Origin of the sequence: Polymorphospora sp. NPDC050346 (assembly GCF_040655695.1) — a bacterium.
Classification (GTDB): Bacteria; Actinomycetota; Actinomycetes; order Mycobacteriales; family Micromonosporaceae; genus Polymorphospora; species Polymorphospora lycopeni.
Genome location: NZ_JBFAKM010000004.1, coordinates 255,953 through 271,482, shown reverse-complemented (window position 1 = coordinate 271,482; position 15,530 = coordinate 255,953). Strand labels below are relative to the sequence as shown.

Genomic DNA, 15,530 nt, shown 5'->3' with positions numbered 1-15,530 from the left:
CCTGCCGCGCCCGCCGCCGAACCGCAGGTCGGCGCCGTTCAACCACGCCTGCCGCTACGCCACCCACCTCGTCGCCGTGCGCGACGGTCGCATCGTCGCCCAGGGCGCCGCAGCCTGAACACCGTCCACACCGCCACCCCCGTCACGCCTCGCCACCGCCTGCTCTTCGAGCCTGATCCGACGCGCGGTCAAACACGGTCGGGCAGAGCCGACAGCCCTTGGCGTAGACACTCGGCCAGCCGTACGGCGATTCGTCCGTCGGGGTCGAGGCGGGGGTTGAAGATTGTCACGTCGAGGCCGACCGCTTGACCGCTCGACATCGCCGTCCGCAGTACGGTCTCCAGCTCGGCCCAGGTCAGCCCGTCAGGCAGACGGTAGTCAACGGCGGGCATGACGGCGTCGTCGAGGACGTCGACGTCGAGATGGACCCAGTAGCCGGAGCCGGGACCGGCAGAAAGCCAGTCGACGGCCTGCCGCGCCGCCATCGCCGCGCCGGCTGCGCGTACACCCTCGAGATCGATCGTGCGCAGCGACGGCGGCAGCGGCTGCATCCCGGCCCGCGCCGACTCCGCGCTGTCACGGAAGCCGAAGGCCACTACGTCCTCGTCGCGCACCAGTGGCCCGCGACCCTCGATGTCACTGAGCACCTGCGGCCCTCGGCCCGTCGCCAGCGCGAGATCCATCGACGCCGCCTCGCCGCTCGGCTCGACGGCCGGCTGGTAGAAGTCGGTGTGCCCATCGACGAAGAGCAGGCTGTGATGCCCACGGCGGCGCAGGGCGAGCAGGTTGCCGAGCAGGATGGTGCAGTCACCGCCGAGGACCACGGGAAAGCGACCGCGGGCGAGGACCGCGCCGACCACGTCAGCCAGCGCGACGCTGTATCGCGCGATCCCGCCGCCGTTGAGAATCCCCGTTTCGGGGTCCCGCTCCGGGTCGTACGCCGGCGCCTCGACCCGGCCGCCCGGCACCGCTCCAGGAAGGTCTCGCAGACCGGCGTCGAGCAGCGCCGCCGGCAGGTCCTCCACGCCACCGGGCCGCAGCCCCAGCACCGACGGCGCCTCGATCATCGCCAGTTCCGGCACCGTCGACTCCCTCGCCAGCAAGGCGCGCGGACCACTCCCGCACGCCGTCACGCGCCGCACCACCACGCCGGCCGGGTCGCGCCAGCCGCGCCTGCCGCCCTGCCCGCACACCTGGCCTGCACGCTAACGGCAGGTTCCGTGCCCAGTCCGGTCTTTCACCGATCCCGACCGCGCCCCTGAGCGGCACCCAGGTTCGGATCCGGGCCGGTCCCGTACCTGCTGAGCACGGCGGATACGACATCCGATGGCCCGCACAGGTGCTACACAGAGAACATCCAGTGCCGGCACAGCGGGCGCGGCCAGGATGAGGGACATGGTGACCATGGATGCCCGATCGGCCGGTGCCGCCCGATCCACCAAGCATGTCGAGTTGCGGCGCCCGGACGGTGATCCCGTACGGGTGCTGGTCGTCGACGACGAGCCGACGCTGGCCGACCTGCTGTCGATGGCGCTGCGCTACGAGGGCTGGGAGGTACGCAGCGCCCCGGACGGCATGGCGGCGCTGCGTACGGCGAAGCAGTTCCAGCCGGACGCGGTCGTACTCGACGTGATGTTGCCGGACCTGGACGGGTTCGAGGTGTTGCGGCGGCTGCGGGGGCAGGCGCCGTCGGTGCCGGTGCTGTTCCTGACGGCGAAGGACGCGGTCGAGGACCGGGTGGCGGGGCTGACGGTCGGCGGTGACGACTATGTCACCAAGCCGTTCAGCCTGGAGGAGGTCGTGGCGCGGCTGCGGGCGTTGATGCGGCGGTCGGGGGTCGGTGTGACGGCCCGGGACGAGGCGGTGCTGGCCGTCGGCGACCTGAGTCTCGACGAGGACAGCCACGAGGTGCGCCGGGGCGGTGACCTGATCACGCTGACGGCGACCGAGTTCGAGCTGCTGCGCTATCTGATGCGTAACCCGCGCCGGGTGTTGAGCAAGGCGCAGATCCTGGACCGGGTGTGGAGCTACGACTTCGGGGGGCAGGCCAACGTCGTCGAGCTGTACATCTCGTACCTCCGGAAGAAGATCGACGTGGGCCGGCAGCCGATGATCCACACGCTGCGCGGCGCCGGGTATGTCCTCAAGCCCGCGGTCTGACGGCGGGCCGGAGGCCGGCCGGCGGTGGCGGCCGCTGGCCGGGTGGTCGTTGCGGGCGAAGCTGCTCGCCGCCGTCATCGGGCTGCTCGCCGCCGTCTGTCTGGGCGTGGGTGTGGTCACCACGGTCGCGTTGCGGCACACGCTGGTCGGCCAGGTCGACCAGCAGTTGACGGCCACCGAGCGGCGTGGCGGGCCGCCGCGTGACCTGCGCCCGGACTTCGAGCTGCGCCGGCAGCTCGTCGGCCAGCCGCCGGGCACGCTGGCCGCGGTCGCCGGGGACGGGCGGGTGGCGGCGGCCGTACGCGACGTCGACAGCACCAGTGGTGTGTCGGACGTGCCGGGCGACGCCCGGGTGACGCTGGCGGCGCTGCCCCCGGACGGCGAGCCGCGCAGCCGCGACCTGGGTACGCTCGGCCGCTACCGGCTGCTGGCGAGGGAGCTGCCGAACGGTGCCGTGACGGTGACCGGGTTGCCGCTGTCGAGCGTCGAGGACACCCTGCTCGGCATGGTGGCGGCGGAGGCCACGATCGCCGGGGCCGGGCTGCTGCTGGCCGGGGGCGCCGGCGTGTTGATCATCGGCCGGGCGTTGCGGCCGTTGCGCCGGGTCGCGGCGACGGCGGGCCGGGTCGCCGAGTTGCCGCTCGACCGGGGCGAGGTGGCGCTGTCCGTACGGGTGCCGGCGGCGGACACCGATCCGCGGACCGAGGTCGGTCAGGTGGGCGCGGCGCTGAACCGGATGCTGGGGCACGTCGGCGCGGCGCTCGCCGCCCGGCAGGCCAGCGAGACCCGGGTACGTCAGTTCGTCGCCGACGCCAGCCACGAGTTGCGTACGCCGCTGGCGGCGATCCGCGGCTACGCGGAGGTGACGCGACGGGGGCGGGACGCGGTGCCGCCGGACGTGGCGCACGCGCTGCGCCGGGTGGAGTCGGAGAGCCTGCGGATGACGGTGCTCGTCGACGACCTGCTGCTGCTCGCCCGGCTCGACACCGGCCGGCCGCTGGCCAGCGAGCCGGTGGACCTGTCGGCGCTGGTCGTCGACGCGGTCAGTGACGCGCACGTGGCCGGTCCGGAGCACCGGTGGAACCTGGTGCTGCCGGAGGAGGCGGTGACGGTCGCCGGGGACCGGGCGCGGCTGCACCAGGTGTTGGCGAACCTGCTGGCGAACGCGCGTACGCACACCCCGGCGGGGACGTCGGTGACGGTGACGTTGGCGGCGGAGCCGGCGGGTGGTGCGGTGTTGACGGTGGCCGACGACGGGCCGGGGATTCCGGCGGAGTTGCAGCCGGAGGTGTTCGAGCGGTTCGCGCGGGGTGACACGTCGCGGTCGCGGGCGGCCGGCAGTACGGGGCTGGGCCTGGCGATCGTGGCGGCGGTGGTGGAGGCGCATGCCGGGCGGGTGGGTGTGGACAGCCGCCCGGGTCGGACGGTCTTCACGGTGCGGCTGCCGGCCTAGGTCCGCGCTGGCCGGACCTGCGCCGGCGCCGAACGGGAGCCCACCGCCGGACAGGAGTCCGCGGCCAGTCAACGCCGGCAACTCCGGTGGCGCGGTAGTCGACACCGCCGGGCGGGTCGTCGGGATCACGGTGGCGATCGCCACCACCGGTGCGGACACCGGGAACATCGGTGTGGGCTTCGCGATCCCGTCGGACACCGCCGGGTCGGTCGTCACCCGGCTGCTCGCGCAGGCCGGTCAGGGCTCGTGATGATCCGCGTGATCAGAGGGTTTCGGGCGCGGCGCGCCGCCGACACGTGCGACGTACTCCCTGATCACGCGGATCAGGGAGGGCCGGTGGCGGCTGCTACGCGCCGTGGGTGGACGGCTCCGGCTCATCCGCGGGCTCGGGGTGCATCGCGATGTTGAAGACGGTAAGCGCGAAGAACATGACCGCGCCGAAGAAGATGGCGATGTCGGCGACGTTGCCGATGAACCAGTCGAAGTACGCGATGAAGTCGACGACGTGTCCCTGCCCGAACGACGGCTCACGCAGCAGCCGGTCGAGCAGGTGGGTGGTCGCCCCGCCGAGCACCAGGCCGAGACAGATCGCCCACACCCGGGACCGCACCCGCCAGGCGTACCAGGCCGCCGCGACCACACCGGCGGCGGTCAGGACCGTGAAGATCCACGTCGCGCCCGAGCCGATCGAGAAGGCCGCGCCCGGGTTGTAGGTGAGCTGGATACCCAGTGCGTCACCGACGAGCGGGGTGCGCTCGCCACGGGTGAGGCTGCCTTCCGCCCACATCTTCGAGAGCTGGTCGGTGGTGATCACCGTGACCGCGATGAGGGCCGCGATCCACGGCGCGTGGCGGGTCCACCGCTGCGCCCGGGGCGTGGTCGTGGTGGTGTCGACGGCCGCGGGGGCGGCGTCGTCGGTCTTCGACTGCTCGTCCGTCACCCGACGATCCTCTCACTGTTCGTCCGCAGGCCGGCCCGGCGCCTTCCGCGCCGCCCCCGCTCTCCGCCCGGCCGGCCCCGCCTGCGTGCCGGCCCCGGCCCGCCCTGCGTGCCGGCCCCGGCGAGCCCACACCCCGCCGATCGAGGACCAACCGTGCCCGGTTCGCACCTTTCGCCGCACAGCAACTCCTTGATCAACGCTCCCGGCCGCGCGCTCCCGGCCGCGCGCCCTCCCGCGGCGCGCGCTCCAGGAGCGCGCGGCCGGCCCGCCGGCGCGGGTGGGGTGCGGTTGTTAGGTGGGGCGTTGGGCGGGTAGGCCGGATGGCGGAGAAGCGGGAGGTCGTGACCATGGCGCACAGGGAGTCGACCGGGGACGGGGCGTTCGAGGCCAGCGCGACGGCCGAGGGCGGCCGGGTCCGTACCGACGACGGGGAGCTGTCCACGGCGCTGGCGTCGCCGCTGGCGGACCACTGCACCGGGCTGACGCCGGAGCAGCTTCTCGCCGCCGCGTTCGCGTCCTGCCTGCACCACGCGGCGGTGGAGGCGGCGGCGGGCATCGGCGACGAGTCGCACACCGTACGGGTGAACGCGCGGGCGAGGCTGGCCCGGGACCCCGACGGGCGCTACCGGGCCGAGGTGCAGGCCACGGTCGGCTCGGCGGGGCTGACCCGGCAGCAGTTGACCGATCTGGCGCGGGGCGCGGACCGGCTGTGGCCGTTCCCGAGCACCGGCGAGCCGCGGCACACGCTGACCGTCGTACCGGCGGTCGTCTCCGGCGGGTGACGGCCGCCGCCGGTTGCGGCGGCGGTCAGAAGCGGAAGCCGGCGGTGACCGCGCGGTGGTCGCTGCCGGGGGTACGCACCACGTCGGCGGACGCGGCGGTCAGGCCGCGGTAGAGCACGTGGTCGGGGCGGGTGACCGGCAGTGCCGAGGGCCAGGTGAAGCCCATTCCCCAGCCGGCGTCGGCCTGTGCGTCGGAGAGCTGGTCGGTCAGTGGGGTGATCACCCGGTCGCTGGCGGCGGTGTTGAGGTCGCCGAGGACGACGAGCCGTTCGGCGTCGTCGCCGCGCAGTTGGCCGGCGAGGGTGGCGATGGTGTGGTCGCGGACGCTGGTGTCGCCGATCCGGGCGGAGCCGAGGTGGACGACGTAGACGACGACGTCGCCCTGCGGGGCGGCGACGACGGCCCGCAGGGCGCGGGTCCAGTCGAGGCCGGTGTCGACGCCGACGTAGCCGCGGATCGGGAAGCGGCTCCACAGTGCGACGGTGGAGACGTACGCCTGGTGCGGGTAGCGGTCGGCGAGGGTGTCGGCGATGGTGCCGCGGATGCCGCCGGACACTTCTTGCAGGCCGATGATGTCGGCGTCGATGTCGACGAGGGCGCGTACGGCGCCGTCCGGCTCGGGGTTGCCGGCCTGGAGGTTCTGGCTGACGACGCGGAGTTGGACCGGCCCGCCGCCGCCGAACGGCAGCCAGGCGGCGCCGAAGAGGCCGGCCCACAGCAGGCCGGGCACGAGGACGACGGCCAGGGCGAGGCGGGCCCGGCGCAGCAGGGCGATCAGGGCCAGGATCGGTACGGCGATGCCGAGGAACGGGGCGACGCTGTCGAGCATGCTGCCCAGGCCGCGCACGTTGGGTACGAAGCGGTAGCCGGCGAGCAGGAGGGCCAGGAGCAGCGCGGCGGTGATGACGAGTCCGCCGCGACGGGACGGGGTGGGTGCCGGTGGCCGACCGGCCGAGTTGTTGATCTTGCTCAAGACCACGGCAGGATCGTACCCGGCAAGAGGGTGAGCAAGACCGCCACCCGCCCGACCGACCCGACTATCAGCCAGTCGGCCGAGTCATAGATCGGCCGGACAGGCGAGGCAGCCGGATCGCACCCACCGAGGGAGACGGCCGACGGAATCACCCCGGCCGACCCGGTAAGCCGGACATGCCAGATTTGATCGGCTGGCCACATTGACCCAGTTTTGAAGCGATTGCTGGCATCCCATTGGTAAAAATTGTGGGAAGAGCCATAACCGGTACGGTTTTCGCTGGCCGGGATCCTGCCTAGTTTCGGCGGGTGCACCCCGACGACGCCCCCCATCAGCAGCCCTCCCCCGCCCCCTGGCATACCCGTTCGGTGGAGCCGGGGTCCGACGGTCGTCGCCGTGGCCGGCACCGCGCCGCACGGCACCGCCGGCGGACCTCCACCCCGGTCCGGATCTGCCTCGCCGCCGGCCTGACCTGCTGCCTCGGCGTCGTGGCGGTGACCCAGCTCCGCGACTTCGACCCGGCCGTCGACGACGTACGCGCCGACCGGGCCGCCGTCGCCGACCGAGCCGCCGCGGCCGACGACGACGCCGCGTCCCGGTCGTACGACCGTTCACCCGCACCCGGCCCGTCGCCCAGCCCGTCGGCCAGCGCCGCACCGAGCAGCCCCGCGCCGCCGGCGAAGCCGAAGCCGGTCGCCGGGCTCAACCAGACCCAGATGGACAACGCGCACACGATCGTCAAGGTCGGCCGCGAACTCGACATCCCCACCGACGGGCTGGTCGTCGCGGTCGCCACCGCCATGCAGGAGACCAACCTGCGCAACCTGGCCAGCGACGTCGTGTCGGAGTCGAAGAAGTACCCGCACGAGGGCACCGGATCCGACCACGACTCGGTCGGCCTGTTCCAGCAGCGGCCGAGCACCGGCTGGGGCAGCGTCCGCGACCTGATGGACCCCGAGTACGCCGCCCGCCGCTTCTACGAGGCGCTCAAGAAGGTCGACGGCTGGCAGCGGCTCAGCCTCACCGCCGCCGCCCAGGCCGTCCAGAAGTCCGCCTACCCCGGCGCGTACGCCAAGCACGAGAGCCGGGCGACGACGATCGTCAAGGCGCTGACCTGACCGGCACCGCCTCCCCCGCCCGGTAGACGTCCTCCTCGTCGGCGACGAGTTCCACCTCGCCCACCGGCTCCGGGAAGCCGTCGATCATCCGCAGGACGCGGTCCGTGTCGCGCTCGCGGCACCGGCGGGCGTGCAGGGCGGCCTCGAAGTCGCGGCGGGCCCGCACCGCCTCCTCGTACGCCCGCTCGCGCAGTTCGATCGCCGCCCGCTGGGCGTCGGCGAGTTCGTCGTACGCCTGCGAGACGATCTCGGCCGCTTCCTCCTCGGCCATCGTCAGCATCTGCTGGATGCGTTGCGAACCCTGGTAGACCGCCGGCCGGCCGTGCAGGATGGCGCGCAGCCGGCGGATCTCCGCGCGGGCGTCACCCAGTTCGCCGTACGCCGCCTCGACCTGCTCGGTCTGGGCACTGAGCCGGGCCAACTGCCGGCCCAGGTCGGCCAGGCAGCAGTTGACCTGCTCCGGGTCGTAGCCCCCGTCCACGACCGCGAACTCCATGCCCTGTTCCCGTACACCGCCAGACATCGTCCCCTCCTGGCATCGCTGCTTCACCGGTCCGCGCGGCATTCCCGGAAAACCCGGGCAGTAGAGCCCGCACCGTGGGAATTCACGGCCGATTTCCACGCCCCGTGGTCGGGCATCATCGGTCGCGTGGCGGGTAGTGGAGGTCGTCGGCCCGCTGGTACGGCCGACGGTCGCCACCTGCCGGGGGGAACGTGATGCGCGCCGTACGGTTGACCGGGCCGGGAACGTTGGAGCTGATGGACGTGCCGGTGCCCGAGCCGGGGCCGGGCGAGGTGCGGATCAAGGTCGGTGCGGCCGGCGCCTGCCACTCCGACCTGCACATCCTCGACGCGCCGGCCGGGGCGTACCCGGTCCCGATGACGCTCGGCCACGAGATCGCCGGCACCGTCGACCGGCCCGGTGACGGGGTCACCGCCTGGCGGCCCGGCGACCGGGCCGCGATCTACGGCATCCAGGGCTGCGGGCACTGCCGGGGCTGCCTGAGCGGGCGGGAGAACCAGTGCCGGACGGTGCCGGTCGGCGGGGTCGGCCTCAGCCGCGACGGCGGGCTCGCCGAGTACGTCGTCGTGCCGGCGTCGCGGCTGCTGCCCACCGGCGACCTGGAGCTGACCCAGGCGGCGCCGCTGACCGACGCCGGGCTGACCCCGTACCACGCCATCGAACTGGTCCGGCCGGCGCTGCGGCCCGGCACGTTCTGCGTCGTCATCGGCATCGGCGGTCTCGGCCACATGGCGGTGCAGATCCTGGCCGCGACGACCGCGGTCACCGTCATCGCGGTCGACACCAGCGACGCCGCGCTGGAACTGGCGACCCGGGTCGGTGCCCACCACACGTTCCGTTCCGACGCCGAGGCGGCCGGCCGGATCCGGGCCCTGGTCGGCGACCCGCCGGACGGCGCGGACGTGGTGCTCGACTTCGTCTCCGTCGACGCCACCACCCGGCTCGGTCGGACCGTGGTCGCCACCGGCGGGCACCTGCTGCTGGTCGGGCTCGGCGGCGGCCAGCTCACCCTGAAGCCGACCGCGGAGGAGCCGCCTCCGGTGCCGCTGGAGGTGACCGCCCGGATCCCGTTCTGGGGCACCCGCGCCGAGTTGCAGGAGGTGATCGCGCTGGGCCGGCTGGGGCGGGTGCACACCGAGGTCGAGACGTTCCCGCTGGAGGAGACCGTGCGCGCGTACGAGCGGCTGCGGGCCGGCGACATCCGCGGCCGGGCGGTGATCGTGCCCTGAGTGGACCGCCCGGCCGGGCGCCGGCCGGGGGTCAGCGGAGCATCGACAGGGCGGCCCGGACCGGCGCCCGCCGCACCAGGCGGTCGAAGCCGGGCTCGCCGCGGCAGAAGCGGGTGAACACCCGCCAGCCGGGCGGGGTGGCGAGCACCCGGTGGAACATCCCGGGCCGGCGGGTGAACGCGGCGAGCAGGTCGCGGCCGGCCCGCATCGACGGCACCAGCGAATCGTGTACGGCCGTCACGTAGCCGTCGAGGTCGCCGCGGGCGGCGGCCGCGCCAGCCAGCGCACCCGAGCGCAGCGCGAAGCTGATCCCCTCACGGGTCCACGGTTCGAGCAGTCCGGCGGCGTCACCGGCGACGACGACCCGCCCGGCGCGCAGCGGTGACGTGTCGGTGCGGCAGCGGGTCAGGTGGCCGGAGTCGTGGGCCGGTTCGATGCCGGACAGGCCCAGCCGGTCGACGAAGCGGCGCAGGTAGGCGCGGGTCTCGTCGCCCTGGCCACGGGCGGCGATGACGCCGACGGTGAGTCGGTCGCCCTTGGGGAAGACCCACGCGTACGAGCCGGGGATCGGGCCCCAGTCGATGAGCAGCCGGCCGCACCACCGCCCCCGCACGTCGCGCGGCACCGGCAGTTCGACCTCCAGGCCGAGGTCGACCTGGCCGTACTCGACCCCGACGTGGCGGGCGGTGATCCCCGACGAGCCGTCGGCGCCGACGACCACGCCGGCGGTCACCTCGGAACCGTCGGCGAGGCGTACCCGTACCCGGTCGGTCTCCTGTTCGAGGGCGCGGACGGTGACCCGCTGGCGGACCTGCGCGCCGGCGGCCTCCGCGGCGGCGCGCAGCCGGTCGTCGAACTCCTCCCGGCGCACCATCTGGACCAGGGTGTTGCCGGGCTCGCGGCGGGTGAACTCGCGGCGGCCGTCGTGGGTGAACGTGACGGCGTCGACGTGGTCGTGGGCCGGGATCTCGATCCGGTCGCCGAGGGCGTCGAGCGACAGTCCGATCAGGCCGCCACCGCAGGTCTTGTAGCGCGGGTGTTCGGCCCGCTCCAGGACGATCACGCCCGCCCCGGCGCGGGCGGCCGTGTAGGCGGCGGAAAGGCCGGCGGGCCCGGCGCCGACGACGGCTACGTCATACGCGGTCACGCGGGCAGCGTAAGGCACCCGGCTGGGCGGGCAAGATCAGGCCGGCGGGTATCCGGCGCGGGGGCCGGCCCCGACCGCCGGGGCGGAAAGCGCGCCCGGAAACGGATTTGCAGGATTGTTGCATAACGTTGACACCCATCACATCGGAAGTTACGTTCTGATTTCAGGAATGCGCTTTCCTAGTCAGTTCACATTATCCGGACGGACGGTCCGAATTCCCGCTCAAAGGAAGGTCCACCATGGATCAGCGTGGTCTCCCGCGCCCCAAATCCAGGCGGAACATACCCGTCGTCGCCGCCACGATCGGCGCGCTGACCGCCGCCGCCGTCGCCTTCTCCCCCGCCGCCAGCGCGGCCACCGAGTTCAGCGCCAACTTCGAGGACCGCAACATCAGCGGCTGGGCGAAGTCCGGCGGCACCTGGGCCGTCGTCGCCGACGGATCGCAGGTCGCCCGGCAGTCCAAGACCGACAGTGAGAACGCCCGCCTCTTCAACGCCTCGACCAGCCTGACCAACTACACCGTCCAGGCCCGGGTCAAGCCGGTCAGTCTCGGCTCCAACGGATTCGTCGGCCTGCTGTCGCGGGCCTCCGGGTCGACCACGTTCTACCGGCTGGCGCTGCTGCCCGGCCGGGCCGAACTACAGGCGGTCCGGGGCAGCTCGGTGACCGTACTCGGCAGCTCCTCGCGCACCGTCGCGAACGGCACCTGGTACACCCTGTCGATCACCACGAACGGCACCACCGTCAGCGGGTCGGTCAACGGCGCCCAGTTCGCCTCCGGCACCAGCTCGGTGTCGTCCGCGGGCCGCGTCGGGCTGCAGACGTCGTACTCCTCGGCCTCCTTCGACGACGTGGTGGTGACCAGCGGCGGCACGGCCCCGCCCACCACGCCACCGCCGACCACGCCGCCACCGACCGGCCAGCCGACGACTCCCCCGCCCACCACCCCGCCCCCGACGACGCCGCCGACCACGCCACCGCCGACCGGCCAGCCGGGCAACGTGGACGGTCTGATCGGCTTCGCCACCGTCAGCGGGTACGGCCGTACCGGCACCACCGGCGGCGCCGGCGGGCCGACCGTGACCGTGACCAACCACGCGCAACTGGCGGCCGCCGTCGCCGACGACGTGCCACGGATCGTCCGGGTCTCCGGCACCATCACCGGCTCCGGCGCCGACATGCTCGACATCGGCTCCAACAAGACGATCATCGGGGTCGGCACGAACGCGACGATCAGCGGATTCGGGCTCGACATCAACGGCTGGGGGCCGGACGAGATCGCGTGGGGCGGCGACATCTGCGACCCCGCCGAACGCGACCGGTTCACCCCCGTCCAGAACGTGATCGTCCGCAACCTGTCCTTCCGCAACTCGCCGGACGACTCGGTGAACGTGCAGTGCTACTCGCACCACGTGTGGATCGACCACAACACGTTCCACCCGTCCAACGACGGCTCGCTGGACATCAAGCGCGGCTCCGACCTGGTGACCGCCTCGTACAACCGGTTCGTCGGCACGGACAAGTCGATGCTGCTCGGCCACAGCGACAACAACGGCGCCCAGGACCGCGGCTACCTGCGGGTGACGTACCACCACAACTGGATGGACGGCTCCAACACCCGGCACCCGCGGGTCAGGTTCGGCTACGCCCACCTGTTCGCCAACTACGTCGAGGTCGACGACTACTTCATCGGGCTCGGTGTCGGCGGCCAGGTGTACGCCGACGCGAACTACGTGGTGAGCGCCAAGACGATCACCGAGGACTTCGGCGACACCCGGCTGACCTGGACGGACAACAACTGGTACGACCCGGCCACCATCACCCGGGCCAACGACAGCGGCAAGGAGAAGGACGACTGGCTGCGCGAGGACGACACCGTCGCCCGGCCGCCGTACAGCTACCCGGCCGGCAACGCGTCGGCCACTCCCCCGGCGGCCGGCGCGGGCGTACCCGGCGCCGACCGGATCCCCTGACCCGTAGCCCCAAGCCGTCCCACCACATGATCCGCGTGATCAGGGAGTAGGTCGGGCGTGTCGTCGGCACGCCTCGATGCGAACTCCCTGATCACGCGGATCTTGGGGTCAGTGGCGGCGGGTGGGGGCGTGCAGCAGGCGGAACAGGGTCAGCCACTGCTCCGGCCACACGTCGGCGACGACCGTGGCCCGGTCCAGCCGAACCGCCCGGAACGCGGCATCCAGCCGGCCGACCGGATGGTGCCGGCGCAGTGAGGCGTACAGCGAGCCGCCGACACCGCCGAACCCGATCCCGACCAGCCGCTCGTACGCCGGCAGCGCCGTGGACGGGAGCAGCGGCCGCGGGCGGCGCTCCAACCGCAGCACCCCGGCGTCGACACGGGGCACCGGGCGGAACGCCGTACGCGGCACCCGGCCGGCCAGCCGCCACTCGAACGACGGCCAGGTGAGCACGGTCAGCCGGCTCCACCGGCCGTAGCCGCCGGTGCGCTTGCGGGCGTACTCCCACTGGGTGAGCAGGGTCGCCGCCGTCAGCGTCGGCGCGGCCAGGCACCAGTCGACGACCGCGGCGGTCATCGCCCACGGGATGTTGCCCGCCAGTGCGAACGGTCCGCGCGGCGGCCGGGCCAGCAGGAAGTCCTCGATCCGGCAGGTGACGTTGGGCAGGGTCCGGCACGTCGCCGCCAGGTCCGCGGCGAGACCGGGATCGACCTCGTACGCGACGACCCGCCCCGCGACGCCGGCCAGCGCCCGGGTCAGGTGGCCCCGACCGGCGCCGACCTCGACGACGAGGTCGTCCGGGCCGGGCCGGGCGGCGCGTACGAAGCTCTCGACGACGCCCGGGTCGGTGAGGAAGTTCTGCGACAGGATCCGGCGCGTCCGGTCGACACCGGTGCGGTTCGGCGCCCGGCGCGGCGGGAAGCCACCGGATCCGCCGGACCGCCGGTCCGGGGCGGGAACGGCACGCCGACCGGCGGCCGGATCAGGGACGGGCCGTCGACCCGGGTCCGGCTCACGGCCGGGCCGTCGCCCCTGGTCCGGCTCACGGCCGGCATGTCGATCGGAGCCCGGTGCGGCGGAGCGCCGCCGGGAGTCGGATGCCGAGGGCTGGCGGCCGACGTCGTCGGATCGCCCGGTGCCGGGAGTGTCCGGGTACGAATCCGAGTGCCGCGAGGGGTGGGAGGCGGCGGGTCGCCGCCCGGGGTTCGGGAGATTGCGGCGCGAAGCGCGTGGTGCCACAGCCGGTGTCCTGTCTGCCGGCCGGCGGGGACGCCGGGCGGCGGGCGTGGACAGGCAGCACGAAGCGGGGCCTGTCCGAGCGGATCTGGACTCGGATGGCCCTGGCGTGCGCGGTGACGCGCGGGAAGCTGGGTGAGGTCAGTCAGTCGCCGACGCGTCCTGGCGGGCCAGGGCGGGCCGGATCCGGGGGCGCGACACGAGCAGCGAGCCGTACCGGACCGGCGCGGCGTTGTTGATCAGAGCGTGCGTGGCTGCCATGCCGGCCACGCTAGGCCACCCCCACGCCGCACCCCAACCGATTTCCCCCCGCCCCGCCGGCCGGGCCCGGCAGCCGCCGCCCCCAGGGCGGGCCGATCAAGGAGAAGACGTGGGCGGTTCGCCTGATTTGTCGCGCAACTTCTCCTTGATCAACGCCCCGACCTCGCGCCGACCCCGCACCGAACCCGCACCGGCCCGCGCCGGCACCGCGGGCGGTGCGGGGGAAAACGGCCCGGTGGGGAGGGGTGGCTGCATACGCTCGTGGGCGTGACAGTCATGACGGCGCGACGGTACGACGTGCACGAGCCCGGATCAGCGGAGTTCCCGACGGCGGTGTTACCCAACGTCGGCGGCGGAGGCCCGGTGCCGGGCGCCGATCCGGCGCCGGAACCGGCGTCGGCGCCGGGCGAGACCACCGAGGGTGACATCGACGACGACGGCTGGGATCCCGATCTCGACAGGCTGCCGCAGACCGACTGACCGCCCCGGCGGCGGTGGCCGTCGGCGCTGGTGGAGGCGGCCGGGGGAGGCCGGTTTCGGCCGCCCGGGCCGAGGCCGTAAAGTCGCCCGGTGGCTGACATACGGGTAGATGTGGACCTATCCCACCCCGCCACCCGGGTATGGCGTGCGCTGACCGAGCCTCGCCTGATCGGGCAGTGGTTCGGGGAGACGGACATGGTCCCGCGGATCGGCTCGCAGTTCCAGCTACGCCCGACCGACATGCCCGGCTTCAACGGCCCGGTCACGGCCCGGCTCCTCGAGTACGGCGAGCCGCGCCGGCTGTCCATGGAGTGGCGGCTGGACCGCGTGCAGACCCTGGTGGTCTACGAGCTGGAGCCGACCGACGCCGGTTCCCGGCTCACCCTGCACCAGTCGTGTTTCGTCAACCAGTGGTACGACGAGCACCGCGAGCAGCTGGAGGAGACGTACGAGCACGTCCTGACCGGGCGCCTGCCGGCCGTGCTCGACTGGCTCGCGTTCTCCGAGGTCGATCTCGCCGGCCCGGCCGAGCCGGCCGGCGCGGGTGACGTCGACGGGGTGGCCCCGGTGACGCGGCGTGGCGGTGCCCGGCGGGCGCTGCCGTCGGGGCCGCTGGCGACACTGGCCGGCAAGGGCCGTGCGGTGCTGGCCGGCAACAGGCGGGCGGTGCTGGCCGGCGGCACGGTCGCGGTCGCCCTGCTCGCCGCCGGGCTGGTCGCGGTGGTCGCGCTGTCCGGTGGCGACGACGCGGACCGGTCGGCGAGGCCGGCGCCCGGCTCGGGACCCTACCTGCCGGCGCCGCTGACGTCGGGGCCCGGCGAGGTGACGGCGACCCCGACGCGGGCGCCGCTGGCGGCGTCGGCCGCACCCACGGCGTCGCCGTCGGCGAGCCCGAGCGGGTCCTCGCCGGCGCGGCCCACCGCCGGCGCGCCGGCCGCGGTACCCCTCCAGGCCGAGTTCAACCGGCTGTCGACGGCGGCGTTCGGCTATCGCGGCGAGGTCACCGTCGAGAATCCGGGAGACACCGCCGCGCGCTGGACGGTCACGATCACCCTCACCGACTCGGGGACGGTGGGCGAGGTCACCGGGGCGGAGTACACCCAGGAGGGTCGTACGGTGACGTTCACCGGCGCGGCGGCGCCGCCCGGCGGGTCGGCCCGGTTCCGGTTCGACGTCACCGGCGAGTCGGTGTTCGGCCCGAAGCGCCCCGCCGGCTGCACCATCGACGGGCGGCCGTGCAGCGGCCTGTGACGCC

General features: G+C 73.7%; 14 protein-coding genes and 1 pseudogene. 9 read left to right on the top strand and 6 right to left on the bottom strand.

The annotated features are described in order from the left end of the window. Positions 1-188: 188 nt before the first annotated feature. Positions 189-1,082 (bottom strand): arginase family protein, encoded by an 894-nt coding sequence (locus tag AB0I42_RS06770; RefSeq protein WP_357534843.1) that lies wholly within the window; start codon positions 1,080-1,082, stop codon positions 189-191. Positions 1,083-1,404: 322 nt separating this feature from the next. Between AB0I42_RS06770 and AB0I42_RS06765 the strand changes: the two genes are divergently transcribed. The 3 genes and pseudogenes from AB0I42_RS06765 to AB0I42_RS06755 all read left to right on the top strand — a co-directional run. Then, positions 1,405-2,160 carry a response regulator transcription factor gene (locus tag AB0I42_RS06765; RefSeq protein WP_357534881.1) on the top strand — a complete coding sequence of 252 codons (756 nt, stop codon included), beginning with the start codon at positions 1,405-1,407 and terminating at the stop codon, positions 2,158-2,160. Next, a complete protein-coding gene (locus AB0I42_RS06760; RefSeq protein ID WP_357534842.1) occupies positions 2,138-3,613 on the top strand; it encodes an ATP-binding protein in 1,476 nt (491 codons plus the stop codon). Before AB0I42_RS06765 ends, AB0I42_RS06760 begins: the two co-directional genes overlap by 23 nt. A gap of 64 nt (positions 3,614-3,677) precedes the next feature. After that, positions 3,678-3,815: pseudogene (locus AB0I42_RS06755) on the top strand (trypsin); the annotation flags it as partial. A 144-nt stretch (positions 3,816-3,959) separates the two neighbouring features. Here AB0I42_RS06755 and AB0I42_RS06750 read toward each other — a convergent pair. Further along, positions 3,960-4,553 (bottom strand): signal peptidase II, encoded by a 594-nt coding sequence (locus AB0I42_RS06750; protein WP_357534840.1) that lies wholly within the window; start codon positions 4,551-4,553, stop codon positions 3,960-3,962. 347 nt (positions 4,554-4,900) lie between these two features. Here AB0I42_RS06750 and AB0I42_RS06745 point away from each other — a divergent pair, with 347 nt between their 5' ends. Further along, positions 4,901-5,335, top strand: a complete 435-nt coding sequence (locus tag AB0I42_RS06745; protein WP_357534879.1) for an OsmC family protein — start codon at positions 4,901-4,903, stop codon at positions 5,333-5,335. 25 nt (positions 5,336-5,360) lie between these two features. Here AB0I42_RS06745 and AB0I42_RS06740 read toward each other — a convergent pair whose 3' ends face one another. Continuing rightward, entirely contained in the window at positions 5,361-6,314 is a 954-nt protein-coding gene (locus AB0I42_RS06740) for an endonuclease/exonuclease/phosphatase family protein (protein ID WP_357534838.1), read from the bottom strand. Positions 6,315-6,616: 302 nt separating this feature from the next. Between AB0I42_RS06740 and AB0I42_RS06735 the strand changes: the two genes are divergently transcribed. Further along, a complete protein-coding gene (locus AB0I42_RS06735) occupies positions 6,617-7,426 on the top strand; it encodes a hypothetical protein (RefSeq protein WP_357534836.1) in 810 nt (269 codons plus the stop codon). Here AB0I42_RS06735 and AB0I42_RS06730 read toward each other — a convergent pair. Beyond that, a complete protein-coding gene (locus AB0I42_RS06730) occupies positions 7,410-7,949 on the bottom strand; it encodes an ATPase (protein ID WP_357534835.1) in 540 nt (179 codons plus the stop codon). The two genes, AB0I42_RS06735 and AB0I42_RS06730, sit on opposite strands and share 17 nt — an antisense overlap. Positions 7,950-8,143: 194 nt before the next feature. On the opposite strand from AB0I42_RS06730, the gene AB0I42_RS06725 reads away from it, so the two are divergent. After that, entirely contained in the window at positions 8,144-9,178 is a 1,035-nt protein-coding gene (locus tag AB0I42_RS06725) for an NAD(P)-dependent alcohol dehydrogenase (protein WP_357534834.1), read from the top strand. A gap of 31 nt (positions 9,179-9,209) precedes the next feature. Here the strand turns inward: AB0I42_RS06725 and AB0I42_RS06720 are convergent, their stop codons facing one another. Further along, entirely contained in the window at positions 9,210-10,325 is a 1,116-nt protein-coding gene (locus tag AB0I42_RS06720; protein ID WP_357534833.1) for a geranylgeranyl reductase family protein, read from the bottom strand. 239 nt (positions 10,326-10,564) lie between these two features. On the opposite strand from AB0I42_RS06720, the gene AB0I42_RS06715 reads away from it, so the two are divergent. After that, positions 10,565-12,298, top strand: a complete 1,734-nt coding sequence (locus AB0I42_RS06715; protein WP_357534831.1) for a family 16 glycoside hydrolase — start codon at positions 10,565-10,567, stop codon at positions 12,296-12,298. 108 nt (positions 12,299-12,406) lie between these two features. On the opposite strand, the gene erm is transcribed toward AB0I42_RS06715, so the two are convergent. Next, entirely contained in the window at positions 12,407-13,168 is a 762-nt protein-coding gene (gene erm, locus AB0I42_RS06710; protein WP_357534878.1) for an ErmE/ErmH/ErmO/ErmR family 23S rRNA (adenine(2058)-N(6))-methyltransferase, read from the bottom strand. 894 nt (positions 13,169-14,062) lie between these two features. Here erm and AB0I42_RS06705 point away from each other — a divergent pair. Both AB0I42_RS06705 and AB0I42_RS06700 read left to right on the top strand, forming a co-directional pair. After that, positions 14,063-14,275: a hypothetical protein gene (locus AB0I42_RS06705; protein ID WP_357534829.1), complete on the top strand. Its 213-nt coding sequence runs from the start codon at positions 14,063-14,065 to the stop codon at positions 14,273-14,275. 90 nt (positions 14,276-14,365) lie between these two features. Beyond that, positions 14,366-15,526: an SRPBCC domain-containing protein gene (locus AB0I42_RS06700; RefSeq protein WP_357534827.1), complete on the top strand. Its 1,161-nt coding sequence runs from the start codon at positions 14,366-14,368 to the stop codon at positions 15,524-15,526. Positions 15,527-15,530: the final 4 nt, after the last annotated feature.

Bases quoted from the DNA above. Each gene is read 5' to 3' on its own strand.
- AB0I42_RS06730 (WP_357534835.1), bottom strand. From the start codon at position 7,949: ATGTCTGGCGGTGTACGGGAACAGGGCATGGAGTTCGCGGTCGTGGAC.
- AB0I42_RS06765 (WP_357534881.1), top strand. From the start codon at position 1,405: ATGGATGCCCGATCGGCCGGTGCCGCCCGATCCACCAAGCATGTCGAG.
- AB0I42_RS06715 (WP_357534831.1), top strand. From the start codon at position 10,565: ATGGATCAGCGTGGTCTCCCGCGCCCCAAATCCAGGCGGAACATACCC.
- AB0I42_RS06760 (WP_357534842.1), top strand. From the start codon at position 2,138: ATGTCCTCAAGCCCGCGGTCTGACGGCGGGCCGGAGGCCGGCCGGCGG.
- AB0I42_RS06725 (WP_357534834.1), top strand. From the start codon at position 8,144: ATGCGCGCCGTACGGTTGACCGGGCCGGGAACGTTGGAGCTGATGGAC.
- AB0I42_RS06745 (WP_357534879.1), top strand. From the start codon at position 4,901: ATGGCGCACAGGGAGTCGACCGGGGACGGGGCGTTCGAGGCCAGCGCG.